This is a genomic window from Marinobacter sp. es.042 (genome assembly GCF_900188315.1).
In the GTDB taxonomy this organism is placed as follows: domain Bacteria; phylum Pseudomonadota; class Gammaproteobacteria; order Pseudomonadales; family Oleiphilaceae; genus Marinobacter.
In genome coordinates this window covers 836,035-860,258 of the sequence record NZ_LT897781.1, presented here as the reverse complement: position 1 = coordinate 860,258, position 24,224 = coordinate 836,035, and the positions used below count along the sequence as shown (strand labels likewise).

The window sequence follows — 24,224 nt, the reverse complement described above, 5'->3', positions numbered from 1 at the left end:
GTTTTACGTAACGCAATGTAATAACGTGGCCTACGGCTCAAAACGAAGGATATAGCAAGCCGTAAACTTTTAACAATTGTCAAAAAGCATTAATGTGCACATGCTATCGATCACCGAGGGAAAGGACATGACCGTCCGGAACAGGATCAGAAGCCTGCTTTGCAAGGCTTGCAGTACCGCAGTTCTCGTCGCATTGGTGTCTGGACAGGCCAGCCTTGTTCAGGCTGGCCCCAGGGAGCAGGCCAAAAGAATTCACGATCGGGTCGCCGGCGTGCCACCCTCTGACGTCGTCCTTGACGATATGGCGAGCGACATAGAGTCCGGCAGAGCGATTGATGCCGCGTTCACGGCCATGCAAGACAGCGCTTTCTACGACGTCACCCTGAAGAATTTTGCAGCCCCCTGGACCAACGAGGCGATGTCAAAGTTCGTGCCCCTCAATGATTACATTGCCACGGTGATTGGCCTGGTGCGGGACGGGGAAGACTTCCGAAAAGTTCTGTATGACGATGTTCTTTACATCGGGAATGCATCCCTGAACCTGCCAAACTACTCCACCAGCAACAACAACCACTACGAATCTCTCGAGAACAGTGGAGCCAGCCTTAAGGACAACCTGGAGCGGGTAAACCAGTCGACCTACACGGGCCTTCCTCCCTCGGCCACCGCCGGCGTCATTACATCAAGAGCTTCCGCCCGGGCTTTCTTCAGTGCCGGCACCAACCGGGCGATGTTCCGCTTCACACTGATCAATCACATGTGCAACGACCTGGAGCAGGTTGCGGACGTTACCTTGCCCACGGACCGCATTCGCCAGGATGTTTCCCGCAGCCCGGGTGGTGACAGCCGGGTATTCCTGAACAACTGCGTTGGCTGCCACACCGGCATGGACCCCATGACCCAGGCGTTTGCCTACTACGACTACGAGTATGACGCCAACACCGACCCCGATGGAGAACTGGGCAGGCTGGTCTACAACGCCATTGGCGAAACAGATCCAGAAACCGGATCCAGGGTTCAGGCCAAGTACCACATCAACTCTGCAACCTTCGAGCAGGGCTATGTCACACCTGACGACAGCTGGGATAACTACTGGCGCCAGGGCGCCAATCGCCGACTGGGATGGGATCCCTCACTCCCGGGTTCCGGCAGCGGTGCCAAGAGCCTGGGTATGGAATTCGCGAATTCCGAGGCCTTCGCAGAGTGCCAGGTCAAGAAGGTGTTCGAGAATGTCTGCCTGCGACCTCCCTCCAACAGCGCAGACCGTTCGCAAGTAAGCAGTATGGTTGCCAGCTTCGCAAGTCAGGGTTACGACCTGAAGCAGGTATTCGCAGAATCCGCCGTGTACTGCATGGGGGAGTGAGGACGCTATGAAAACATTTAAAGGAATTTCCATGAGCTCCCTCAAATCGGTCCTTGCCATCACTGCCCTGGCCCTTCTGCTTTCTGCCTGCGGCGGCGAATCCACGGAACAACTGCCGAATACCACCCAGAATTCCGGCGCGGTTACTTACAACGGGCCTGCCCCCTCGACCGATGACGTGGCCAACTTCAAACGCACCGTGTGGGACAACCTGGTCACCCAGGATAAATGTGGCGCGTGCCACGGCTCCAACGGCCAGGCACCGACATTCGTCAATGAGCAGGACGTGAACCTTGCTTATGCCCAGGCGAACTCTATTGTAAACCTGTCTGACCCATCCCAGTCCACAATGGTGACCAAGGTAGCCGGTGGCCACAATTGCTGGCTCCAAAGCACGTCAGCCTGTGTGGACATTCTCACCACCTATATTTCCAACTGGGCAGGCGGGTCAGAAGGCTCTGCCAAAACCGTGGAACTTCGCGCTCCAGCGCTCAAAGAACCGGGTGCCACGGTTGCCCTTCCAACCGACACTGGCCTGTTTTCCACCACGGTATACCCCGAACTCAGACAGTATTGCAGCGACTGCCATGCTGATGGTGGGCAAACCCCTTACATTGCCAGCGCCGATGTCACTACTGCCTACGATCAGGCGAAAAGCCGTATTGATCCTATGAATCCGGGCGCATCCCGACTGGTTGAACGTCTGCGCTACGACTTCCACAACTGTTGGGACGACGACTGCGAAGCCTCAGCCGATTTGATGGAACTGAAGATTCTTGAAATGGTCCAGGATCTGAGCGCCCAACCCGTGGACCCGGCAATCGTTGCCAGCAAGGCACTCAACCTGCAGGCAGACGGCCTGCTCGCAAACTCCGGCGGCCGGTTTGAAGACAACGTGATTGCCCTGTACGAATTCAAGTTTGGTGAAGGCCAGACTGCCTTTGATACCAGCGGCGTATCGCCAGCGCTGGATCTGACCCTTAGCGGAAACGTTGACTGGGTTGGCGGCTGGGGCATCGACCTTGGCCCGGCGGGCGAAAACGAGCAGGGTTTCATGATCCCCGCGGGCAAGGCCCAGGGCAGCACCACCGCCAGCCGGAAGCTGCACACCCTGCTGACCGCCTCCGGCGAATACAGCATCGAGGCCTGGGTCGCCCCGGGCAACATTACCCAGGAAGATGCCCGGATCGTGACCTACTCCGGCTCATCCACCACCCGCAACGTCACCCTGAGCCAGTCGCTCCAGCGTTACGAGGTACTGCATCGCAGCACCACCAGTGACGAAAATACGCCTTTCGCAACCCAGGACGCCGACATGCTCCTGCAGGCAACCCTCCAGCACGTGGTGGTTAACTACACGCCGGCGACCGGTCGCCAGATCTTCGTGAATGGCGTTCCAACCGGCGATGTTGATCCGGACGACGGCGGACTGCTGACCGAATGGGACGACAGTTTTGCCCTGGTCCTTGGCAACGAGACCGATGGCAACTCGCCCTGGCAGGGCGCGATCCGGATGGTCGCCATCCATAATCGGGCGCTGACACCGGAACAGGTCCAGGCCAACTTTGAGGTGGGCGTTGGCCAGAAGTTCTATCTTCTGTTCGGGGTCTCTCACCTGATCGACCTGCCCGAGAGTTTCATCGTGTTCGAAGTCAGCCAGTTCGACAGCTACGCGTACAGATTCACCAGTCCCTTCTTCATCAGCCTTGATGACTCCGTCGAGCCATCAAATATTCCGCTGCGTGGCATGCGACTGGGCATTAACGGCAAGGAGGCAACGGTTGGACAGGCCTGGGCCAATCTGGACGTTACCCTCGACAGTGGCAGCTATGAACCGGGTACCGGGCAACCTCTCTCCTCCCTGGGCACCATCATCGCTCTTGAGAATGGGCCCGGAAACGATGAGTTCTTCCTGACGTTCGACCAACTGGGCGGAAACAACTTTGCCCGATCCGAACCCTCGCTGCCGCCGCAGCCGGAACCCGCTGACCTGCCACCGTCATCGGAGATCGGCTTGAAGACTTTTGACGAGATAAACGAGTCCATGTCGAGGATGACCGGTGTTCCCACAACCAATCAGGCTGTATTCAACACATACACCACCGTGAAGCAGCAATTGCCTACGGTAGAGACTATTCAGGGTTTCCTGTCCTCTCATCAGATGGCCGTTACCCAGATGGCCATCCAGTACTGCGATGCCCTGGTCTCAAATGCGCAGCTTCGGGACCAGATGTTCCCAGGGTTCGATTTCTCCGCCCCGGCCAGCACCGCCTTCGACCACGGTGGCAAGAGCCTGGTTACCGGGCCATTGCTGTCGCGCTTTGTGGGCAGCAACCTGGCATCACAGCCTGGTGACAGCGCAATCGAAACGGAGCTAAGCGAGCTCATGGATAGACTGACCAGCTGTGATACAGGGTGTGAGCCTGACCGCACAGAAACAGTCGTGAAAGCAAGCTGTGCCGCCGTGCTTGGCAGCGCCACCACCCTGGTTCAGTAGAGGAAGCCGATCATGTTTATACGCAAATCCCGTAAAAAGCCTTTGGCCAACGGCAGCCCACTGCTCCACGACGATCACGGCAAGCCACGGACCCGCCGCGAATTTATCGCACAGGGCCTGATGGCAGGCTCAGCGACGGTGTTCGGTGCTTCCCTGTTCAGCCTGTTCGGTAATCCGAGAACAGCATCCGCGGCGCTCTCTTCAGACCTGGAAACGCTGAAAGCAAGCTGTGGCATCGCGGTTCAGGGCGCCGGCAAGATTCCGTTTATCTGCTTTGACCTGGCAGGAGGCGCCAACATTGCCGGCTCTAACGTGCTGATGGGCAAATCCGGTGGGCAAATGGATTTCCTGAGCACCGCGGGCTACAACAAACTCGGGTTACCAGGTGACATGCTGCCGAACGACCCGGCGTTCGTGAACACTGAGCTGGGCCTGGCGTTCCATTCGGACAGTGGTTTCCTGCGCGGCATTCTCCAGAGCACGAGTGCCGGCACCCGAGCAGGAATCGACGGCGCCATTATTGCGGCCCGCTCGGAAAACGACACCGGAAACAACCCCCACAACCCGATGTACGGCATCCATCACGCGGGTGCCGACGGCTCCCTGCTCTCCCTCATAGGGTCCCAGAGTTCGGAATCCGGCGGTAACTCGCTGGCACCGATGAACCTGATCAATCCGGAGGTTCGCCCCACCAAGATTGACCGGCCATCAGACGTTACCGGCCTGGTAGATGTAGGCGACCTGATTGGCATTCTGGATCAATCAGACGCGGTCGCCGTGATGGAATCCATTCAGCGCATCAGCGACGCCAAGATGAATCAGGTCAACACCGGCATCTCTACAGACGACGTCGTCAAGGATCTGGTTCGTTGCGGCTACATCAAGAGTGCAGACCTGGCAGACCGCTTCGGCAATCCGGCAGAACTGGATCCAGAGCTGGACCTCGAAATCGTGGGCCCTACCGGCATCTTCACCCGCGATGAGTTCAATAATAACCGTGAGTTCCGCAAAACTGCGTCTGTCATGAAGCTGGTGCTGAACGGCTACGCTGGCGCCGGCACGATCACCATGGGCGGCTACGACTACCATACGGGTGAGCGCGGAACCGGCGAGCGTCGTGATGAACAGGCCGGTCGGTGTATGGGCGCCTGTCTGGAATACGCCGCCCGGGTAGGAATGCCATTGATGCTCTATGTGTTCAGTGACGGCTCGGTGTCGAGCAACGGCCGAATCGACGATTCCATGGACGGTCGTGGCAAGGGCGAATGGACCGGCGATAACCAGCAGACGGCCGCCTCGTTCTTCCTGGTTTACAACCCGGCGGGCCGCCCCGCTCCGATTCGCAGGCAGATCGGCTTCATGCGCTCTGATGCGTCGGTGGAAACGGCCTCCAGTCCTGCGGCCAACAACGTCAACCAGTTGGTTCAGACCGTGCTGCTCAACTACATGGCATTGCACGGGGAGCAGGGTGACTTCGGTACCCGTTTCAACGGCCACGGGCTGGGCAATGGTACCTCCCAGGACAGCCTGATTGCGTTCTCGAATGTCGTGAACGGCACTATCGGAAATTGACGGAAACTGCTCGTTCCGCCCCTAGTCTGATTGGGGCGGAACGAGGCCTTCTGAAACGTGCATCATGCGCTGATCATCGATAACCACAGCATCGATACCCTTCAAACGCTCAATCATCTCCAGTCCCTTTTTGGGCCCGAGCACGAAAACCGCCGTGGAGAGGCCGTCGGTTGTCAACGCATCCTCGCCGATAATGGTCACGCTTTGGACACCCTGGACCGATTTGCCGGTCTCAGGCGACAGGATGTGATGAACCCTTTCTCCCGCCTCATCCACGAAGAACCGCTCGTAGTCGCCGGAGGTGGACACGGCCACATCCTCGAGCGGCAAAACCACCGCGTTGCGCCCTTCTGAACGGGGGTCCCGAATGCCCACGTACCAGGGCCGGCCCCGCTTGTCCCCTAACAGTCGCATGTCGCCGCCAGCACTCAGCCGGGCATGGCGAATGCCAAAACTGACCAGACGCTCGATTCCCAGATCCACTGCATACCCTTTGGCGATGCCACCGAGGTCTACCAGAATCCCTGCCTGCCGGTATTCGACCGTCTGATCATCCTCATCAAGAATCACATCCCGAAAATTCACCCGCGGCAAGCCGGATCGGAGCTCCTCGTCCGTGGGCTTTTTGCCGGCCCTGAAGTCATACAGGTAACCCACTGAGCCAAAGGTGATATCGAAGGCGCCCTGGCTGAGTAGAGAAACCTCCCGTGCTTTTTCAATCACCTCGAACAACCCGTCACTGACTTCTACTGGCCCGTCGGGTGCATTGCGGTTGAGCCTGGAGACCTCGGACTCTTCCCGATACCGACTCATCTGTTCATCAACCTGATGAAAAACCGCCAGCACCTCTTTGCCAACCCGGTTCGCCAGCTCGTCATCTTCCGCCCAGAACTCCAGTTCGATAGGCGTTGTCATTGCAGTATCCGAAAACCGATACCACTCGGCGCTGGCCGACATCGGGACAAAGACAAGCCCCATTGCCGCCACAAGAGACGAGAGAGTCGATCCAAGTCCGAATTTCCTGCGCTTTATAGTTACCAAGACCCACACAACTCCATTGGCTGCCGCGAAGCCCACACCGGGCAATTCCGGAAAGTATATCCATTTCTTCGGCGGCAGCCGAACCGATTCATGGGAACAACATAGGCCAGACAAGATGCAGATCACTAACCTACAATTTGTTACCCAAAATTCCACTTTTGTCCCATTGTTGGCTTCATAATCAGCAGAGACACTAGCGTTGCTTAACAAATAATCAAAACAATGATTGGCAGCCCTTTTCCCCATTGGCGCTGCAATTCCGGAGGCCAACCTGAATGAACGTCAGAAAAGTACTCTTTTCTGCTTGTCTGCTGTTGCTGGCGAGCACCACTGTGTATGCCGAAACCCTTAAAATCGGCCTGAATTATCCCCAAACCGGTCGTTACAAGGATCAGGGTCTGCAACAACGTCTGGGCGCCTTTCTGGCGGTTGATGAAATCAATAAAGCCGGTGGCGTGATGGGGCGTCAGCTGGAGCTGGTAATCAGAAATACCCGCGGTGACCCTGCACAAGGTGCAAAGAACACCGCAGAACTCATCGACCGTGAAGGCGTCCAGATGGTGTTCGGCGGTGTGTCCAGCGCCGTTGCCATTGCCTCAGGCAAAGCTGCTCGAGATCGCAACCGGATCTACTTCGGCACGCTGACCTACTCGAACGCCACCACCGGCGCCGAAGGGCATTCATACATGTTCCGTGAGCCCTACAACGCCTGGATGACCGCAAAGGCGCTCAGTCAGTATCTGACCACCAATCATGCGGAAGACGATTACTTCTACATTACCGCCGACTACACCTGGGGCTGGTCTGTGGAGGAGTCTGTTCGCAAGTTCTCGGGAACCGAAGACACTGACCGCCACCAGGGCGTGAAAACGCCTTTCCCCCGGGCACTGATTACCGATTTCAGGGAGGCGCTGGAGCAGGCAGAGGCCAGTAACGCCAAGGTTCTGATGATGGTCCTGTTCGGCGACGACATGGTGAGAGCATTGAATGTTGCCTACGAAATGGGCCTTACCAAGAAAATGCAGATTGTTGTGCCTAACCTGACCCTGGGAATGGCTCGGCAGGTAGGCCCCACCATTATGGAGGGCGTTATCGGTGGCTCCCCCTGGGTATGGAACGTACCCTACGAGCTGAACTATCCGAGAGGAAAAGAGTTTGTTGAGGCCTTCTCAGCTCGGTATGAAATGCGGCCGTCTACCGCTGCGGCCTCAGCTTACAGCATCGTCTATCAATACAAGGATGCAGTGGAACGTACCGGAACCACCAATACCGCCAGCCTCATCAGGGCCCTGGAGGGACACAGATACACGTTCCTGAAGGATGAGCAGTACTGGCGCGAATTCGATCACCAGAATGTCCAGACGGTGTATGTGGTGAAAGTAAAACCACGCGACACCATCATTGCTGATGAATACAGTTCCGATTATTTCAGCATCATTGATTCCATGCCCGGTGATCAGGCCGCACAAACCCGGGAAGAATGGGAAGAGCGACGCCGGGAGGCTGGCAAGCCTCTGACCCTCTGACAGGAATCCATCCCCGAGAAGCCCCGCCCAAATTGGCGGGGCTTTTTTTTGAACTTTCCGGCGCGTTGCGTAAACTTTCGTTTTCGAACATAACAATGAGGCCCCAGGATGGCGCAGAAGCATCGTCTCGAGCAGATCATGGACTTGATACAAAAATCCGGATTCGTAACGACAGAGCAGCTGGTCGAAAAGTTTGGCGTTACGCCACAGACCATCAGGCGGGACCTCAATGAGCTGGCCGGGACAAATCGACTGCGCAGGCATCACGGTGGCGCAGGGGTGGATTCAAGCACGGTTAATACCGCTTACCAACACCGTAAAATCATGAATCTGGAAGCCAAGGAACGGATAGCACGAGCCCTGGTTGAGCACATACCTGATAAATCTTCAATGTTCATCAATATTGGCACAACTACCGAAACCATCGCCAAAGCACTATTGCAAAAGCGAGGTCTCAGCATAGTCACCAATAACCTTCACGTCGCCTCTATCCTCTCAGCGAAGGAAGACTTTCATATCATCATTGCAGGCGGCGAGGTACGCAACCGCGATGGCGGCATCGTCGGTGAAGCCGCTGTAGACTTCATTAACCAGTTCAAGATGGATTACGGAATCATCGGCATCAGCGGCATTCACCATGACGGCTCCCTGCTGGATTTCGATTACCGTGAAGTCCGGGTTGCGCAATCGATCATTGCCAACTCTACTGAAGTGCTGCTGGCCGCAGACCACTCCAAGTTTGGCCGCAGTGCCATGGTGCGTCTGGGGAGTATTGGCCAGGCACACCACCTTTTTACCGATGCTCCGCCGCCAGAGAAGATCCGCAAGCTGCTTGAAACGAATAGCGTAGAGTTTCACATTGCTGACTGATATATTCGTTTTTCTTCGTTACTTTCCTTTACGAACAAAACGCCATTCCCCATAATCAACGGATTAAATCAACGCGCGTTCAGGGATTGGAAAAGTGGCACACGATCAGGATGTCTACGACGTACTTGTAGTTGGAGGCGGGGTGAATGGTTCTGGCATTGCCCTGGATGCGGCCGGGCGAGGCCTGAAAGTGATGCTCTGTGAAATGGATGATCTCGCCTCTGCCACCTCTTCCAGCAGCAGCAAACTGATTCACGGCGGCCTTCGCTATCTCGAACACTACGAATTCCGCCTGGTTCGGGAGGCCCTTGCAGAGCGAGAAGCGCTGTTGCGAAACGCTCCCCACATCATGTGGCCGATGCGGTTCAGGCTTCCGCATCGCTCGCATCTCAGGCCAGCCTGGATGATTCGTACCGGTTTATTTTTGTACGACCATCTTGCCAAACGGGAAATTCTACCTGGCTCCCGATCAATTTCTTTTGGGAAGGATTCGCCTCTCAAACCCGATATTACCAAGGGTTTCGAATACTCTGACGGCTGGGTAGACGACGCGAGACTGGTCGTGCTGACTGCAAAAAAAGCAGCACAGAAAGGTGCAAAGATCCTGACGCGAACAAAATGCATCAAAGCAGAGCGGGGGCCGGATCAATGGAACGCCACGCTGAAGGACATGCTTTCCGGAGCCGAGACAACGGTGTCTGCAAAAGTCATTATCAATGCCACTGGACCATGGGTGAGTCGCCTGTTTGGCGAGAGTCTCAGCATGAAGGCGCCGAAACAGATCCGGATGGTTAAAGGCAGTCACATTGTCGTTCCCCGCCTGAATCAGGGCACGGAAGCCTACATCCTGCAAAATGAGGACGAAAGAATTGTCTTTGTAATCCCTTACGAGGACAACTTTTCGCTGATAGGCACCACGGATGTTGAGTACGAAGGCGACCCGAGGGCCGCCAGCATATCCCCGGAGGAGACCCATTACCTTCTGGATATTGTGAACGCCTACTTCAGGCGGCAACTGGACACTCAGGATGTTGTCTGGTCCTATTCCGGTGTGCGACCACTCATGGACGACGAAGGAGAACCTGCCCAGAAGGCTTCACGGGACTATTCTTTTGAGGTCAGCGAGGGCGCTGACCATGCCCCTCTGATTTCAGTTTTCGGCGGCAAGATCACTACCTTCCGAAAGCTTGCGGAAGCAGTTACGAACAGGCTCTGTGACTATTTCCCCGAGGCGGGCCAGGAGTGGACTCGAAGTGCCGTTTTGCCCGGTGGCGACTTCGAGAATCAGGATGAACTGGCAGAAAAGATGAAAATACGGTTCCCATGGCTCCCGGAAACGGCAATTTCCCGCTATGTGCGAACCTATGGAACGAGCGCCTTCGACTTTCTTCAGGGTTGTCACTCCCTGGCAGATCTTGGAACCGCTTTCACTCCAACTCTTTTCCAGAGTGAAGTGGATTATCTGGTTGCCAGTGAATGGGCCATTACCTCAGAGGACGTTCTTTGGAGACGAACCAAGCAGGGCCTCTACATCTCAGATGCGAAGAGGGAACTTCTGCAAGGCTACCTTGATGAGGCAGCACTGACCCGCCACTGATCACTCATATGATGCAGAGAGACCATCTGTATTCAGAGTTTTATTGACCAGTGATTGCACCTGAGGAACTAACTCAGCCTCAAACCAGGAATTCTTTCGCAGCCAGCCATTGTTCCTGGGGCTGGGATGCGGCAGGGGCACCACATCTGGCCAGTAATCCCGCCATCGCCTGACGTTTTCCGTGACGGACTTTCCGGTACCGGCCAGATGCCAGGCATGCGCATACTGCCCAATAACCAGCGTGAGCCCAATCTGCGGCAGACGATCCAGCAGCAGGTTCCGCCAGGCTGGCGCGCACTCCGGACGCGGCGGAAGATCCCCGGACTTGCCAGTACCCGGATAGCAAAACCCCATTGGCAGGATTGCCAGCTTCTGCTCGTCATAGAAGGTATCCCGGGTAACCCCCATCCATTGTCGAAGCCGATCACCACTCGGATCGTTGAAGGGCAATCCGGTTTCATGCACGCGCCGGCCCGGAGCCTGCCCGACTACGAGAATTCTGGCGCTTTCAGATATCTGTATGACAGGCCTTGGTCCATAGGGCAAAACATCTGCACAGATGGTGCATGCACGCACACGTCGAACCAGGTCATCGAAGGGAAGCCGGGAAAAGTCCTCTGTCATGAGCGTTCCGTTATCAGGGTGATTGCATATACCGTCATTTCCCGTAACGATAGAGGCACAATCACGACACAACAAGTCTCGAAGGAAACATCATGAATGCGAAAGCAGGCTCTCTCCCGCTGCCGGAAATCGATATCGAAGAGTTCCGGAAAGTTGTTCGCACGCGCCGCTCCATCAGACGCTTCACCGATGAGCCGATTCCTGAGGCAGTGCTTGAAGATTGCCTGGAACTGGCAACCCTGGCTCCGAATTCCAGTAACCTTCAGCCCTGGGAGTTTTTCGTTGTCCGCACTCCGGAGCTGAAGGCAAAACTCGCCCACGCCTGTCTTGGCCAGAATGCAGCGAAAACCGCCGCTGCCCTGATCGTAGTGGTTGCCCGACCGGATAGCTGGCGGGCTCATGCACGGCAAGCTCTTGAGGACTGGCCAGAAGAGAAACTGCCGCCCATCGTTGAAAAATACTACCGCAAAGTCGCCCCCATTCATTACAACCAGGGGCCGCTTGGTATTCTGGGTTTAGCGAAAAAAGCGGCAGGCCTTGCGGTGGGAATTACCCGACCTGTGCCCCGGGGGCCCTACTCCAATTGCGAGATGAAAATCTGGGCTACCAAATCCACAGCCCTGGCCGCCCAGAACCTGATGCTTGCGCTCCGCGCCCACGGGTATGATTCCTGCCCCATGGAGGGTTTTGACGAGCATCGAGTGAAGAAGCTGATTAATCTGCCCGGAAAAGGACTGGTAACCATGGTACTGGCAGCAGGCCGACGGGCAGAAAACGGCGTCTATAATCGCCAGTACCGTTTTGATCAGCGGCAGCTGGTGCACTACCTCTAATCCAGCAACGGCAATCCGGCGTCAGACCTCCGGATTGCCCAGTGCCTCGGCAGCTCCCAGCAGGCCTGTGTGGGGCTCGGTGACTACATAGACAGGTGTAAACTCCAGCAGCGGGCGCATTCTTCCTTTATCCTCAAAGCCATTACGGAACGGGCTTTCGAGAAAGAACTCGAGGAAGCGCGGCAGGATTCCGCCACACAGGAAGACACCACCTGTGCTACCCAGGGTCAGAACGCCATTGCCGGCTACCCGACCGAGAATTTCACAGAAATGGCTGAGCGTGTGGCGGGCCAGGCTGTCGGTGTTTTCTACCGCAGCCGCGGTGATTTTCTCCGGCGCATCCAGTGATGCGACCTTACCCTGAATTTCCGCGTGGGCCTGATACAGGTTCAACAGGCCCTGACCGCACAGAATCCTTTCCACGGAAACCCGGCCAAACCGGGCCTTGAGAATTCGCAGCACAGTCATTTCAGTATCGTCCGTGGGCGCGAAATCCACGTGGCCACCCTCGGTCATCAACGGCACCCAGCCATGCTCGATGGGTACCAGCCCTGAAACACCGAGCCCGGTTCCAGGCCCCATCACCAGCCTGGGGCGCCGGCTGTCACCGGGGCCGCCGCAAACATGCACCAGATGGTCGTTCGCAACGTGAGGAACGCCGAGGGCCATGGCGGTAAAATCATTGATCACCTTGAACCTGGACCAGCCAAACTGTGCGCGGACTTCTTCGGTATCAAAAAGCCAGTGGTTGTTGGTCATCCGAACCTGGGTCCCGCGAACCGGTGAGGCAACAGCCAGACAGGCCCCATCGACCTCCGAAACCCCAACCCTAGCCAGATAATCCCGCACTGCGTCATCGAGGTTCGCGTATTCCCCGCAGGGCAAAATCTCGATGGCGCGAGGCTGCAGGGTTCCCTGCTCTACCAGGGCAAAACGCGCATTGGTGCCACCAATATCACCGACCAGTGAATAGTGTGTTGCAGTCATGCCTCATGATTCCAGAAAAAGCTGGCCCCTTCCTCGGGATTGCTGGCAGCGCGTCGCATCCAGCCGAACAACTCCCGACCGTAACCGTGATGATACCCGGTCAGGTCCGCTTTTTCAGATTCCCGGCCGGCGAACTCCTGATCATCCACGCGGATGGCAAGAACACCACTCTCGGCATCCAGACAAACCATGTCGCCATTCTTGACTTTGGCCAGCGGGCCACCGTCCAGCGCCTCCGGGTAGACATGGATCGCCGCAGGTATCTTGCCCGACGCACCGGACATACGGCCATCCGTCACCAGACCAACCTTGAATCCGCGATCCTGCAACACGCCAAGGTAGGGGGTAAGCTTGTGCAGCTCTGGCATACCATTGCTCTTGGGACCCTGGAAACGCACGATCACAATACAATCCCTGTCCAGATCCCCTGCCTCAAAGGCTGCCTTGAGTTCGTTCTGGTCGTTGAAAACAACGGCCGGCGCTTCAACTTTACGGTGCTCCGGGGCAACGGCAGAGACCTTGATAACGCCCCGACCGAGGTTGCCATCAAGCACCCTCAGCCCACCATCGGGTGCAAACGGCTCGGCAACCGGGCTGAGCACATCCGGGCGAAGGCTTTTTTCCGGCGCGGGCTTCCACACCAGTTGCTCATCCGACAACTCCGGCATCTCGGTATAGCGCTCAAGGCCATAGCCAACCACTGTGTTCACATCGTTATGCAGGTATCCGCCGCTCAGCAGCTCCCTGATCAGGAACGGCGTTCCGCCAGCCTCGTGGAAAGCATTCACGTCTTCCTGCCCGTTAGGGTAGATCCGGGTCATGGACGGAACCACGGAGGAAAGCTCGGCGTAGTCGTTCCAGTCAATGATGATCCCCGCCGCCCGGGCAATCGCTATCCAGTGAATGGTGTGATTGGTGGAACCGCCAGTAACCAGCAGCGCCACCAGAGCATTGACGATGCTCTTTTCATCCACCATATCGCCCAGACCCAGCTCGCCACCGTGAGGCTTGGACAGTTTGATCACCTGCTCGGTCGCCGCCCGGGTAAGCTCATCACGGAGCGACGTATTGGGGTTCACAAACGCCGACCCCGGCATATGCAGGCCCATGACTTCCACCAACAGCTGGTTGCTGTTGGCGGTGCCGTAAAACGTACAGGTGCCGGGGCTGTGATAGGATTTGCTCTCGGCCTCCAGCAATTCTTCCTTGCCAACCTTGCCCTCGGCGTAAAGCTGGCGAATCCGCTGCTTTTCCTTGTTCGGGAGCCCTGAAGGCATCGGCCCTGCGGGGACCAGAATGGTAGGGAGATAGCCGAAGCTCAGCGAGCCGATCAGAAGGCCAGGCACAATCTTGTCGCAGATCCCCAGAAGCAGCGTGGCATCGAACATGTTGTGACTGAGGGCCACGGCCGTACTCATGGCAATGGTGTCCCGGGAGAACAGACTCAGCTCCATACCCGGCTGGCCCTGGGTTACGCCGTCACACATGGCCGGCGTACCCCCGGCCACCTGAGCCACCGACCCCATTCCACGGGCCGCCTCCCGAATAATATCCGGGAACTTTTCGTAGGGTTGGTGGGCCGAAAGCATATCGTTATAGGCCGTTACCATGGCCACGTTGGCCTTGTTCATGAATTTCAGGGTGTCTTTGTCGCCCTGATTACAGGCCGCGAAACCGTGGGCCAGATTGCCGCAGGACAGAGAGCTCCGGTGTGGAGACTGGGCTTTGAGGGCATTCATGCGGTTCAGGTAATCCTGCCGCGTTGGGCGACTGCGCTCGATGATTCTCTGGGTAACCTTATCTACGGTCGGGTGCATGGTGGGCTCCATTGCGTAATTTATTAAAGTGGTCGTTTTTAGACGTAATTTTACTTCCTTTTTTTGGCATTTCCACCGTTGGATCGTTCATTTCTTCTTTTTTTGTTGTTATATTTACTACATTACTTAGGTGCAACGAACAAAAAACGACCACCCAAGGAGTCAGACAATGACGATCCGTATCGCAATCAACGGTTTTGGCCGCATCGGTCGCAATGTTCTCAGAGCATTGTATGAAAATAACTACCGGAGCCAGCTACAGGTTGTTGCCATTAACGACCTTGGCGACGCCGAAACCAACGCCCATTTGCTCAAGTATGACAGTGTTCATGGTCGATTTGAGGCCGATGTCAGCCACGATTCAGAATCACTGACCGTGAACGGCGACCGCATTGCCATCACAGCACTGCGCAACCCCGAAGAACTGCCCTGGAAAGATCACCGTGTCGATGTTGTTTTCGAGTGCACCGGGCTTTTCACCAAACGGGACAAGGCGGCAGCTCACCTGAAAGCCGGCGCGCGCAAGGTTATCATCTCTGCACCCAGCCCCGATGCGGATGCCATGATTGTCTACGGCGTGAATCACGAAACCCTGACCACCAACCACGAGATTATCTCCAACGCGTCTTGCACCACCAACTGCCTTGCACCGGTTGTTGAAGCTTTGCACAAGGCCATCGGCATCGAGAGTGGCCTGATGACCACCATCCACTCCTACACCAACGATCAGAAACTGAGCGACGTGTACCACTCTGATCTTTACCGCGCTCGCTCTGCCACTCAATCGATGATTCCAACGAAGACCGGCGCCGCCGCCGCCATTGGCAAGGTTATTCCGGAACTTGAGGGAAAGCTTGATGGCCTCGCAGTTCGCGTCCCCACTATCAACGTATCATTGGTGGACTTTGGCTTCATCGCCAGCCGCGAAACGACCGTTGACGAAGTAAACGAGGCGATAAAAACAGCGGCCGAGAAAAACCCGGTTCTTGGTTATAATATCGAGAAACTGGTCAGCGTGGACTTCAATCACAACGCACTTTCCAGCATCTATGACGCGAACCACACCCGGGTTCTGGGCCGTCACGTAAAAGTCATGGCCTGGTACGACAATGAATGGGGATTTTCGAACCGAATGCTGGATAATGCCCTCGCCTTGATCAAGGCCGGCCAGTAAATCTGGCCGTTTCGGTTGATTCCGCTACTCTTTTCGAGACCATTTTGAAGAACCAAAGGACACCAACCATGCTCAGGCGTACCAAGATTGTCGCCACCCTCGGCCCGGCCACCGACTCACCGGAATCCCTCGCGGCCATTATCGCCGCCGGTGTGGATGTCACCCGACTCAACTTTTCCCACGGCAGCGCCGAAGAGCATATCGGCCGAGCCCGCCGTGTTCGCGAAGCAGCAGCGGCACAGGGCCGGTTTGTCGCGTTGCTGGCCGATTTGCAGGGCCCCAAGTTGCGCATCGCACGGTTCTCGGAGAACAAGGTCACCCTCAAGGCAGGCCAGACGTTTATTCTGGACGCTGCCATGGACAAGGAGGCGGGTACCGAGGAAAAGGTCGGCATCGACTACGAGCAACTGATCGAAGATGTGAAACCGGGAGACATTCTGGTTCTGGACGATGGCCGCATTGAGATGGAAGTGCAGTCGGTCAGCGACCACAGCATCACTTCCACCGTACTTATCGGAGGCCCGCTATCGAATAACAAGGGCCTGAACAAGCGCGGCGGCGGCCTGTCCGCCGATGCACTGACGGAGAAAGACAAACAGGACATCGTGACGGCCGCCAAGCTGGGGGCGGATTACGTGGCGGTTTCGTTTGTGCGCACAGCCGAGGATATGCACATTGCCCGGCGCCTGTTGAAAGAGGCTGGCTCCGACGCAGGCCTGGTCGCAAAAATTGAGCGCGCGGAACTGGCCGATGATGTGGAAGCCCTGGACGCAGTAATCGAAGCATCCGATGCGGTCATGGTTGCCCGTGGCGACCTGGCCGTTGAAATCGGCGACGCCCAGCTGGTGGGCGTTCAGAAACACATCATCTCCCGCGCCCGCGTTCTCAACCGCGCGGTGATCACGGCCACGCAGATGATGGAGTCGATGATCACCAGCCCGATGCCAACGCGAGCCGAAGTCTCAGACGTTGCCAACGCGGTGATGGACTATACCGATGCAGTGATGCTGTCTGCGGAAACGGCTGTGGGCGATTATCCCAAGGAAGCAGTCGAAGCCATGGTGCGTATCTGCCTGGGCGCAGAGAAGCATCCGTCGATGCATCAGTCCAAACACCGGATTCACGAGAGCATGGAGGAAGTTGATGAAGCTATCGCTCTTTCCGCCATGTACGCAGCGAACCACCTTGAGGGTGTCTCGGCCATTATCTGCATGACGGAGACGGGTGCCACGCCGAGGTTGATGTCTCGCATCAAATCCAGCCTGCCGATCTTTGCGTTTTCACGGCATCACTCCACCCAGCATCGGGTCGTTATGTTCCGTGGCGTTCAGACGGTGCCTTTCGATTCTGCCAAGATACCCAATGAGCAGACCAATGCCCTGGCGGTGTCGGAGCTGGTGAATCGTGGCGAGGTCAAGGATGGTGATCTGGTGGTGATTACCAAGGGTGATTATGTGAATGCCCAGGGTGGGACCAATACCATGAAGATTGTTCGGGTTGGCTCTGACATTCGCTGATTCTCTTTTCTTTCTCCAGCCCTCTGTCGCTTGGCGCTTGACCTTGTAGCCTGAGATTTTGTGCCGGCGGCAGTGGGGTTCCCCTTTCCAAAAACCGCTACGAGCACATCCATGTGCGCTTGTCTGTGGCCATCCTTGGCCACAGACATTTTTGGAAAGGGGAACCCCACTCCCTCCTTCAGAATGTTGCAGTTATCTCGGCGTGACAGTTTCTCGAGTATCGCGAAATTACGACGAATTCTCGCGTTATCGGAAATTATGCCAAGCCCTTTGGGGCGGGGCTTCCGGGAATGTCGCTGGCCATGGATGGCCAGCGCCAAGCGCACATGGATGTGCTCGTAGCGTTTCCCGGAAGCCCCGCCCCAAAGGGCGAAAACTCTCAAGAAGCAGGCTACATAGGCAATTAACCACGGTCAGAGGTCAGCAAGACTCCCCCGAGCAATCTCGGTGATCTGTTCCCAGTCTTTGGCCGCCACCACATCTGCAGGAGTCAACCAGGTGCCACCAACGGCCTGGACGTTGCCGAGGGCTAGGTAATCGGCCGCGGTGTTGCGGCGGATGCCGCCGGTGGGGCAAAAAGTAACGTCCGGAAATGGGCCGCTGAAGGCTTTGAGAGCTGGAATACCGCCGGCGACTTCGGCGGGGAAGAATTTGAATTCGCGGTAGCCGAGGTTATAGCCAATCATCATTTCCGAGATGGTGGCAATGCCCGGCAACAGCGGGGCTTCGGAGGTTAGGCCGAATTCCAGGATGGCTTCGGTTACTCCCGGGGTGATTACGAACTGGGCGCCAGCGGCCTCTACCTGGCGGTACTGGGCAATGCTGGTGACGGTCCCCGCGCCTACCCAGGCGTCCGGAATGGCTTTGCGGACTTCTTCGATTGCTTTTAGGCCGTGTTCAGTGCGCAGGGTAATTTCGAGGACGTTGATGCCGCCATCAACGAGAGCCTGACAAAGGGGCACGGCGGCGTCGAGGTCCTGAATGGCGATGACCGGCACCAGGGGTGAGGATTGCAGAACTGCCCTGACGCGCTCGCGATGGTAATCGGAAAGTTGGCTCACGGTTTTCTCCATAACAAATGTCGGGCGTTTCAGGGACTCCAGAACACCTGGAGGCCTGGTTTCAGAAAAGCTCTGATGGGCATCTCGAGCACCTTGTCCGGTTCAGACATAGCCCGGTCCAGCGTCTGCAGTTTGTCCTCGCCCTTCAGATGCAACGCGGTGAATCGGGCATCCCTCAGGGGTGGCCAGGTCAAGGTGATGCGTTTCTGCGGCTGCGACGCGGGCGTGGCCGCCGCAACGATTTCCGGGCATTCAGGATTCATCGCACTTTCCAATTCGGGTGCGTCGGGAAACAGTGAGGCGGTATGGCCGTCTTTGCCCATACCAAGAATAAGCACGTCGATGGGCATGGCCAGGTCCGACAGCTCGGCCTTCACTCGCTCAAGCCCCTCTGAGGGTGTCGCACCAGGCTGTTTGAGCGACCGGAATCGGGCCGAGGCCGCCTTGTTCTGAAGCAGGTTCTCCCGAACCAGGCGGGTATTGCTGGCGTCGTCGCTCTCTTCCACCCAACGCTCATCCGCCAGCAGAACGTCTACCCTGCCCCAGTCCAGATCCTTGCCGGACAGCGCTCTGAAAAATGGCAGCGGCGTGGAACCGCCGGATACCACCAGGCTCGCCCTGGGCGCTTCTCTCAGGCGGGCCGCCAGAAATCCGGCGACGGCATCGGCAAGATCCAGGGCCACGCCATCAGCCGTTTCACCTGAGCGGTCGCTGACACCCTCGGGCAAACGCAGATCAGACATCTTCATACCAGCTCCTCCCATCCCGGGTAATCATGGCAATGGAAGCGACGGGGCCCCAGGTTCCCGCCGCGTAACGTTTTGGCGGCTCGCCACCATCCTTCCAGTTCCGAATAACCTGATCTACCCAGCGCCAGGCATACTCCACTTCGTCTCGGCGCACAAACAGGTACTGGTTACCCTTCATTACCTCCCACAACAAACGCTCGTAGGCATCGGGAATCCGATCGGTAACAAAGGTCTCAGAGAAGGTGAGCTCTAGAGGGCCTTGACGAAGTCGCATGCCCTTATCCAGGCCCTGGTCCTTGGTGAGGATTTTCAGAGCCATGCCTTCGTCAGGCTGCAGACGGATAATCAGCTTGTTGTTGGCCAGGTGCTTCTGGTCCGGGTCAAAAATGTAATGGGGCGCAGGCTTGAAGTGGATGATGATCTGGGACAGCTTTTCGGGGAGACGTTTGCCGGTGCGAATGTAAAACGGCACACCCGACCAGCGCCAGTTATCGATCTCTGCTTTCAGGGCAACGAAGGTTTCAGTGGCGCTGCCCTTGTTTGCCCCCTCTTCTTCCAGGTAGCCGGGCACCGGTCTGCCGTTACTGGTGCCGGCGGTGTACTGGCCCCGCACCACGTAACTGTCCATCATGTCAGGCGTGATGCGCTTCAAGGCCTTGAGAACCTTGACCTTCTCATCCCGGATACTGTCGGCAGACAGGTCCGAGGGCGGGTCCATGGCAATCAGGCACAGCAGCTGCAACAGGTGGTTCTGGATCATATCGCGAATCTGGCCAGCCTTGTCGAAATACCCCCACCGCCCCTCAATGCCAACGCTCTCGGCCACCGTGATCTCCACGTGGGAAATGTGGTTCTGGTCCCACTGGGAGGCGAACAGGTTGTTGGCAAAACGCAGAGCGATCAGGTTCTGGACCGTTTCCTTACCCAGGTAATGATCAATCCGGAACAGCTGGTTCTCGTTATAGACCTCGCCAAGCTCATCGTTGATCACCTTCGACGACTCCAGGTCGTGACCGATCGGCTTCTCGACCACCACCCGCGTCTTCTCGGTGCAGCAACTGGCGGACCGCAGGTTTCGGGCTATGACGCCATACATGGACGGCGGGGTGGCCATATAAACAATAAGCTCATTATTGACGTCATCACGCCACTCGTTGAGCACACCAAAAGCGTCGGGTTCGTTAAAATCCAGAATCTGGTAATCGACCCGCTTCAGAAAGGATTTGGCCAGTCCAGCATCGAACTCTTCCGGCTTTACGTGCTGCTTCAGCTTGTCAAACAACTGCTGGCGCACGGTCTCGGTATCAGCATCTGAGCGGGCAATCGCCAGGACCCGGCTTCCATCCGGCAAGAGGTTCGCGCGCTCCAGCTGGTAAAGCGCCGGAAACAGTTTTCGCTGGGCAAGGTCACCCAAGGCTCCGAATAACATCAGGTCACAACGGGTATTGATCTTGTTGACCATTGGTTCCTTCTCTCTGGTGGGCAGTCCGTCGCAAAAACTCGACGACAGAACCTAATGTAGTAATTTTAGCCAAATAATGACATCCGGAAATCATTTTTCCAAGAAACAATTGCGTTTCGTGATACTTTTACTACCCCAAAGCCGGTAAAAAAGGGGTATAATCACCGCGTTTTCAAGACAACGACCGCCCATGATTCAGGGAGTACCATTGATGGCCGCGAACCAGGCGCACCGTGACGACAATCTGCTTGAGGACATCCAGTCCAGGCTGGAGACCCTTAACAAATCCGAGCGGAAAGTGGCCGAGGCCATTCTCCGTGACCCAAGCGCGGCCACCCGTTACAGCATAGCTGCCCTGGCCAGAGCCGCCGACGTCAGCGAACCCACCGTTAACCGTTTCTGCCGGGGTTTCTCGGCCACAGGCTTCCCGGATTTCAAGATTCGCCTCGCCCAGAGCATCGCCACCGGCACCCCCTATATCGGCCAGAACGTGGAGCCCGACGACACCGTTGCCGAATTCGCCGACAAGATCATGCTCAGTACCATTGCCAGCCTGGATAAGGCTCGGCAGGCGCTCGACCCGAAAGCCCTTGCAACGGCCATCGATTACCTGATCCAGGCCAAACAGATCAATTTCTTTGGCATGGGCGGATCTGCCGCTGTGGCTATGGATGCCCAGCACAAGTTCTTCCGCTTCAATATCCCGGTCATGTCCTATGACGACGCCCTGATGCAGCGCATGGTGGCGGCCGGCGCCAACGTGGGCGATGTTATCGTGCTCATTTCCTACACGGGCCGCACCCGGGAAACCGTGGATATCGCGCAACTGGCGCGGGCCAACGGTGCTACGGTGATCGGTATCACCAACCCCGATTCCCCCCTGGCGGAAAGCTGCACGGTGGTGCTGGGCGTCACCGCTCCGGAGGACACCGAGGTCTATATGCCAATGTCCTCTCGCATCATTCATCTGAGCGTTATCGACATTCTGGCAACCGGCGTAACCCTCAAACGCGGCGCGGATTTCCTCGGGCACCTCAAGAAGATTAAGGAAAGCCTCAAGCCTACCCGCTTCCCGCCGACCTGAGCCTCAGCGTCACAATAGAATGGATCAGCAGATATAAAAAAGCCCGGGCATTCGCACCGGGCTTTTCGTTGATCGAGGGGCGCCATTCGGCGCCTTTTTCATGAGGCGTATATCAGGGTCTCTCGACCTCCGCACGGTTTCGAAGGAACTGCTGGTACGCCGCGTATTCCCTCTGGCCTTCAAGAGATGCCAGGAATTCCCGAAGCTGGTTCAGTTCGGTACCACCCTCCGAGACCTGCCCGTCCGTGACCTCGTCCAGCGCGATCACCGCGGCAGAATTAGCCATCACAGACTTGCCAAACCGGGCGCCATCCGCTGGGCGCGGCAAAGAAAACACCTGCTGGAGAATGGCGGGACCTGCCTCGGAGGCGTTCCGTGCCAGCCCTTCATAGCTGGACCACTCACCAATACCCTCGGGGCTCTCACCTGACTCAAGCTCAGCGATAATCGCGTCAGCCCTTTCAGAAAGAGCTTCCCGCGTCTTGCGCTGCTCCAGCGTCGTCCGGATCTGATCGCGAACCTGATCCAGCGGCAGTTGCTCGGCTTCATAATACTTATTCACCCGGGCGACGACAGACACGTTGTCGCCCACATCGATCAACTCGGTGTTGTAACCCGCGTTCAGGACATCTTCGGAAAACAACTGTCGTACCAGACCGGCGTGGTCAAACGGCGCCTGACCACCGTCACGGGTAACGCCGTTGGCCTCCCGTACCTCAAGCCCGAGTTCTTCGGCAGGGCCGACCAGATCATCGGCGGCATACGCGGAGTCGGCAAGCTCTGCCCGGACTTCAGCAAACTGCTCACGAGCCTTTTCACGGGCCAGCTCACGACGGAGCTGCTCTTCCATTTCATCCAGAGACGGCACCTCTGACTCCCTGACATCCTCCAGGCGAATAAGATGAACCCCGAACGATGTCCGAACCGGCTCGGAAACTTCGCCTTCCTCAAGGGCAAACAGGGCTTCCTCGAAGGGCTCGGCGTAAATGCCACGACCGGCATAGCCCAGGTCGCCGCCGTCTTCGGCCGAAACGGTATCAATGGAATACTCCCGCGCCAGGTCAGCAAATGACTCCCCGGCCGCCAGGCGCTCCTGGATCGTTGCCATGGTTTCGTCCGCGTCACTGCCCTCTTCGATCAGGATGTGGGACGCCCGACGCTCTTCACTGGCCAGATCGGCCGCCTGCTGCTCGTAGTAGGCCTGAAGCTCCGCATCGTCAACTTCAATACTCTCAGCAAGGGCACCCAGCGAAAGCGTGATGTAGGCAGCGTCTACACGCTCCGACTGTTGAAACGCACTCGAGTTTTCTTCATAAAAGGCTTCAACGTCAGCATCAGAAACCGATACCGTGTCCGCCACTGAGCTGGCAGGAATATCCAGCACCCGGAAACTGCGTGTCTGGTTCTGAATCTGGAGCAGCTGTTCGGCATTCTCATCCGCCACCAGGCCACTCTGAATGATCCCCGCACGGATCTGGTTCACCACATATTGCTTGCGCATGGCTTCGCGAAACTCGCCCACGCCCATGCCCATATTCCGGACTGTAGCCACAAAGCGGTCGCGATTGAACTGGCCATCCACCTGGAACTGCGGCATCTGGGTAATCAACGAATCGATATCAGCATCATTGAGTTCCAGTCCCTGAGCGTTGGCATCCTGGATCAGGACCTGCTCCTGGATCAGGGAATCCAGAACGTCTGTGCGAATCTGGTCCTCGTCAAGCATTGAGGGATCCGGGTTTTCCATTCTGGATAGCCGGCGCTGACTCTCCATCTGGACCACGCGGAGAAACTCCCGCTCGGTAATATCCTCGCCGTTGACGGTTGCCACCTCAGGCTCGCCGGAGAAGCCGCCGACAATGGCGTCCATCCCCCAGATGGATAGCGACACAATAAGAAGACCAATGATGACCTTGGCGATCGTGCCCTGGGCATTGTTCCGAATATCTTGAAGCATGTTTCTCCCGGATCCCTGTTCAAGGTAGTGCAGTTTTATTCGTTTCAGCGCGCGGCGAAGGGCGGACCTAACGTAAAAAGGCGCACCCTGTGTAGAATGCGCCTTGAATTCTTCTTGGGTGGCTTCCTGCGACAGAAGCCACCGGAGAAAGAACCGTTACTTAACGGCGTCTTTCAGGGCCTTGCCTGCTTTGAACCCAGGCACTTTGGAGGCCGGAATCTTGATCTCGGCACCAGTCTGCGGGTTACGACCGGTACGAGCAGCACGCTCTTTTACGGAGAAGGTACCAAAACCGATCAGAGTTACCTGATCGCCTTTTTTCAGGGCACCGGTGATTGAGTTGGTCATTGCGTCCAGAGCACGGCCAGCGGCGGCTTTGGAGATATCTGCGGACTCTGCAATTGCATCGATAAGTTCGGACTTGTTCACACTAAACCCCTTCGATTTCAGGTTGAAGATGTTATAGGTTGGTTTGTTTTTTCTAGGTCGTTCT

Annotated in this window: 19 protein-coding genes; 10 read left to right on the top strand and 9 right to left on the bottom strand. The window is 56.9% G+C overall.

Features of this window, described 5'->3' with window-relative positions; all coding sequences use genetic code 11:
• Window positions 1-127 precede the first annotated feature (127 nt).
• The 3 genes from CFB02_RS04145 to CFB02_RS04135 are packed head-to-tail and all read left to right on the top strand — an operon-like array spanning window position 128 to window position 5,432.
• Entirely contained in the window at window positions 128-1,363 is a 1,236-nt protein-coding gene (locus tag CFB02_RS04145) for a hypothetical protein (protein ID WP_088556988.1), read from the top strand.
• A 31-nt stretch (window positions 1,364-1,394) separates the two neighbouring features.
• Window positions 1,395-3,860: a LamG domain-containing protein gene (locus tag CFB02_RS04140; protein ID WP_172835797.1), complete on the top strand. Its 2,466-nt coding sequence runs from the start codon at window positions 1,395-1,397 to the stop codon at window positions 3,858-3,860.
• A 12-nt stretch (window positions 3,861-3,872) separates the two neighbouring features.
• Complete coding sequence (locus CFB02_RS04135; RefSeq protein ID WP_014577490.1) at window positions 3,873-5,432, top strand: hypothetical protein; 1,560 nt, start codon at window positions 3,873-3,875, stop codon at window positions 5,430-5,432.
• 21 nt (window positions 5,433-5,453) lie between these two features.
• Here CFB02_RS04135 and CFB02_RS04130 read toward each other — a convergent pair whose 3' ends face one another.
• Entirely contained in the window at window positions 5,454-6,347 is an 894-nt protein-coding gene (locus CFB02_RS04130; protein ID WP_227519311.1) for an FAD:protein FMN transferase, read from the bottom strand.
• Window positions 6,348-6,748: 401 nt separating this feature from the next.
• Here CFB02_RS04130 and CFB02_RS04125 point away from each other — a divergent pair, with 401 nt between their 5' ends.
• The 3 genes from CFB02_RS04125 to glpD all read left to right on the top strand — a co-directional run bounded on the left by CFB02_RS04125 (window position 6,749) and on the right by glpD (window position 10,466).
• A complete protein-coding gene (locus tag CFB02_RS04125; protein WP_088556986.1) occupies window positions 6,749-7,999 on the top strand; it encodes a substrate-binding protein in 1,251 nt (416 codons plus the stop codon).
• A gap of 108 nt (window positions 8,000-8,107) precedes the next feature.
• Window positions 8,108-8,869, top strand: coding sequence for a DeoR/GlpR family transcriptional regulator (locus CFB02_RS04120; protein WP_088556985.1), 762 nt, complete (start codon window positions 8,108-8,110; stop codon window positions 8,867-8,869).
• A 94-nt stretch (window positions 8,870-8,963) separates the two neighbouring features.
• Complete coding sequence (glpD, locus tag CFB02_RS04115) at window positions 8,964-10,466, top strand: glycerol-3-phosphate dehydrogenase (RefSeq protein WP_088556984.1); 1,503 nt, start codon at window positions 8,964-8,966, stop codon at window positions 10,464-10,466.
• Here glpD and CFB02_RS04110 read toward each other — a convergent pair whose 3' ends face one another.
• On the bottom strand, window positions 10,467-11,090 hold the full coding sequence (locus tag CFB02_RS04110; protein ID WP_088556983.1) for a uracil-DNA glycosylase family protein: 624 nt from the start codon (window positions 11,088-11,090) through the stop codon (window positions 10,467-10,469). It lies immediately after the preceding gene.
• Window positions 11,091-11,182: 92 nt separating this feature from the next.
• On the opposite strand from CFB02_RS04110, the gene CFB02_RS04105 reads away from it, so the two are divergent.
• A complete protein-coding gene (locus tag CFB02_RS04105; protein ID WP_088556982.1) occupies window positions 11,183-11,923 on the top strand; it encodes a nitroreductase family protein in 741 nt (246 codons plus the stop codon).
• Between the two features lie 21 nt (window positions 11,924-11,944).
• Here the strand turns inward: CFB02_RS04105 and CFB02_RS04100 are convergent, their stop codons facing one another.
• Together CFB02_RS04100 and edd are read right to left on the bottom strand one after the other, a co-directional pair.
• A complete protein-coding gene (locus tag CFB02_RS04100; RefSeq protein WP_088556981.1) occupies window positions 11,945-12,910 on the bottom strand; it encodes a glucokinase in 966 nt (321 codons plus the stop codon).
• Window positions 12,907-14,727: a phosphogluconate dehydratase gene (gene edd / locus CFB02_RS04095; RefSeq protein ID WP_088556980.1), complete on the bottom strand. Its 1,821-nt coding sequence runs from the start codon at window positions 14,725-14,727 to the stop codon at window positions 12,907-12,909. Before edd ends, CFB02_RS04100 begins: the two co-directional genes overlap by 4 nt.
• A 169-nt stretch (window positions 14,728-14,896) precedes the next feature.
• Between edd and gap the strand changes: the two genes are divergently transcribed.
• Entirely contained in the window at window positions 14,897-15,901 is a 1,005-nt protein-coding gene (gap, locus tag CFB02_RS04090; protein ID WP_088556979.1) for a type I glyceraldehyde-3-phosphate dehydrogenase, read from the top strand.
• Window positions 15,902-15,969: 68 nt separating this feature from the next.
• Window positions 15,970-17,418: a pyruvate kinase gene (pyk, locus tag CFB02_RS04085; RefSeq protein ID WP_088556978.1), complete on the top strand. Its 1,449-nt coding sequence runs from the start codon at window positions 15,970-15,972 to the stop codon at window positions 17,416-17,418.
• A gap of 413 nt (window positions 17,419-17,831) precedes the next feature.
• On the opposite strand, the gene CFB02_RS04080 is transcribed toward pyk, so the two are convergent.
• Genes CFB02_RS04080 through zwf form a run of 3 tightly spaced genes read right to left on the bottom strand, consistent with a single transcriptional unit; the run spans window position 17,832 to window position 20,690 of the window.
• Window positions 17,832-18,491, bottom strand: coding sequence for a bifunctional 4-hydroxy-2-oxoglutarate aldolase/2-dehydro-3-deoxy-phosphogluconate aldolase (locus CFB02_RS04080; protein WP_172835796.1), 660 nt, complete (start codon window positions 18,489-18,491; stop codon window positions 17,832-17,834).
• Window positions 18,492-18,508: 17 nt separating this feature from the next.
• Window positions 18,509-19,222, bottom strand: a complete 714-nt coding sequence (pgl, locus tag CFB02_RS04075; protein ID WP_088559155.1) for a 6-phosphogluconolactonase — start codon at window positions 19,220-19,222, stop codon at window positions 18,509-18,511.
• Complete coding sequence (zwf, locus tag CFB02_RS04070; protein ID WP_088556977.1) at window positions 19,215-20,690, bottom strand: glucose-6-phosphate dehydrogenase; 1,476 nt, start codon at window positions 20,688-20,690, stop codon at window positions 19,215-19,217. Before zwf ends, pgl begins: the two co-directional genes overlap by 8 nt.
• Window positions 20,691-20,901: 211 nt before the next feature.
• Between zwf and CFB02_RS04065 the strand changes: the two genes are divergently transcribed.
• The gene (locus CFB02_RS04065) at window positions 20,902-21,774 is read left to right on the top strand and encodes a MurR/RpiR family transcriptional regulator (protein ID WP_008174607.1); all 873 of its coding nucleotides are present in this window, start codon (window positions 20,902-20,904) and stop codon (window positions 21,772-21,774) included.
• Between the two features lie 112 nt (window positions 21,775-21,886).
• On the opposite strand, the gene CFB02_RS04060 is transcribed toward CFB02_RS04065, so the two are convergent.
• A complete protein-coding gene (locus tag CFB02_RS04060; protein ID WP_088556976.1) occupies window positions 21,887-23,731 on the bottom strand; it encodes a SurA N-terminal domain-containing protein in 1,845 nt (614 codons plus the stop codon).
• Window positions 23,732-23,887: 156 nt separating this feature from the next.
• Entirely contained in the window at window positions 23,888-24,160 is a 273-nt protein-coding gene (locus CFB02_RS04055) for an HU family DNA-binding protein (RefSeq protein WP_008174603.1), read from the bottom strand.
• Window positions 24,161-24,224: the final 64 nt, after the last annotated feature.

Bases quoted from the DNA above. Each gene is read 5' to 3' on its own strand.
- CFB02_RS04145 (WP_088556988.1), top strand. From the start codon at position 128: ATGACCGTCCGGAACAGGATCAGAAGCCTGCTTTGCAAGGCTTGCAGT.
- CFB02_RS04140 (WP_172835797.1), top strand. From the start codon at position 1,395: ATGAGCTCCCTCAAATCGGTCCTTGCCATCACTGCCCTGGCCCTTCTG.
- CFB02_RS04135 (WP_014577490.1), top strand. From the start codon at position 3,873: ATGTTTATACGCAAATCCCGTAAAAAGCCTTTGGCCAACGGCAGCCCA.
- CFB02_RS04130 (WP_227519311.1), bottom strand. From the start codon at position 6,347: ATGACAACGCCTATCGAACTGGAGTTCTGGGCGGAAGATGACGAGCTG.
- CFB02_RS04125 (WP_088556986.1), top strand. From the start codon at position 6,749: ATGAACGTCAGAAAAGTACTCTTTTCTGCTTGTCTGCTGTTGCTGGCG.
- CFB02_RS04120 (WP_088556985.1), top strand. From the start codon at position 8,108: ATGGCGCAGAAGCATCGTCTCGAGCAGATCATGGACTTGATACAAAAA.
- CFB02_RS04110 (WP_088556983.1), bottom strand. From the start codon at position 11,090: ATGACAGAGGACTTTTCCCGGCTTCCCTTCGATGACCTGGTTCGACGT.
- CFB02_RS04105 (WP_088556982.1), top strand. From the start codon at position 11,183: ATGAATGCGAAAGCAGGCTCTCTCCCGCTGCCGGAAATCGATATCGAA.
- CFB02_RS04100 (WP_088556981.1), bottom strand. From the start codon at position 12,910: ATGACTGCAACACACTATTCACTGGTCGGTGATATTGGTGGCACCAAT.
- edd (WP_088556980.1), bottom strand. From the start codon at position 14,727: ATGCACCCGACCGTAGATAAGGTTACCCAGAGAATCATCGAGCGCAGT.
- gap (WP_088556979.1), top strand. From the start codon at position 14,897: ATGACGATCCGTATCGCAATCAACGGTTTTGGCCGCATCGGTCGCAAT.
- pyk (WP_088556978.1), top strand. From the start codon at position 15,970: ATGCTCAGGCGTACCAAGATTGTCGCCACCCTCGGCCCGGCCACCGAC.
- CFB02_RS04080 (WP_172835796.1), bottom strand. From the start codon at position 18,491: ATGGAGAAAACCGTGAGCCAACTTTCCGATTACCATCGCGAGCGCGTC.
- pgl (WP_088559155.1), bottom strand. From the start codon at position 19,222: ATGTCTGATCTGCGTTTGCCCGAGGGTGTCAGCGACCGCTCAGGTGAA.
- zwf (WP_088556977.1), bottom strand. From the start codon at position 20,690: ATGGTCAACAAGATCAATACCCGTTGTGACCTGATGTTATTCGGAGCC.
- CFB02_RS04065 (WP_008174607.1), top strand. From the start codon at position 20,902: ATGGCCGCGAACCAGGCGCACCGTGACGACAATCTGCTTGAGGACATC.
- CFB02_RS04060 (WP_088556976.1), bottom strand. From the start codon at position 23,731: ATGCTTCAAGATATTCGGAACAATGCCCAGGGCACGATCGCCAAGGTC.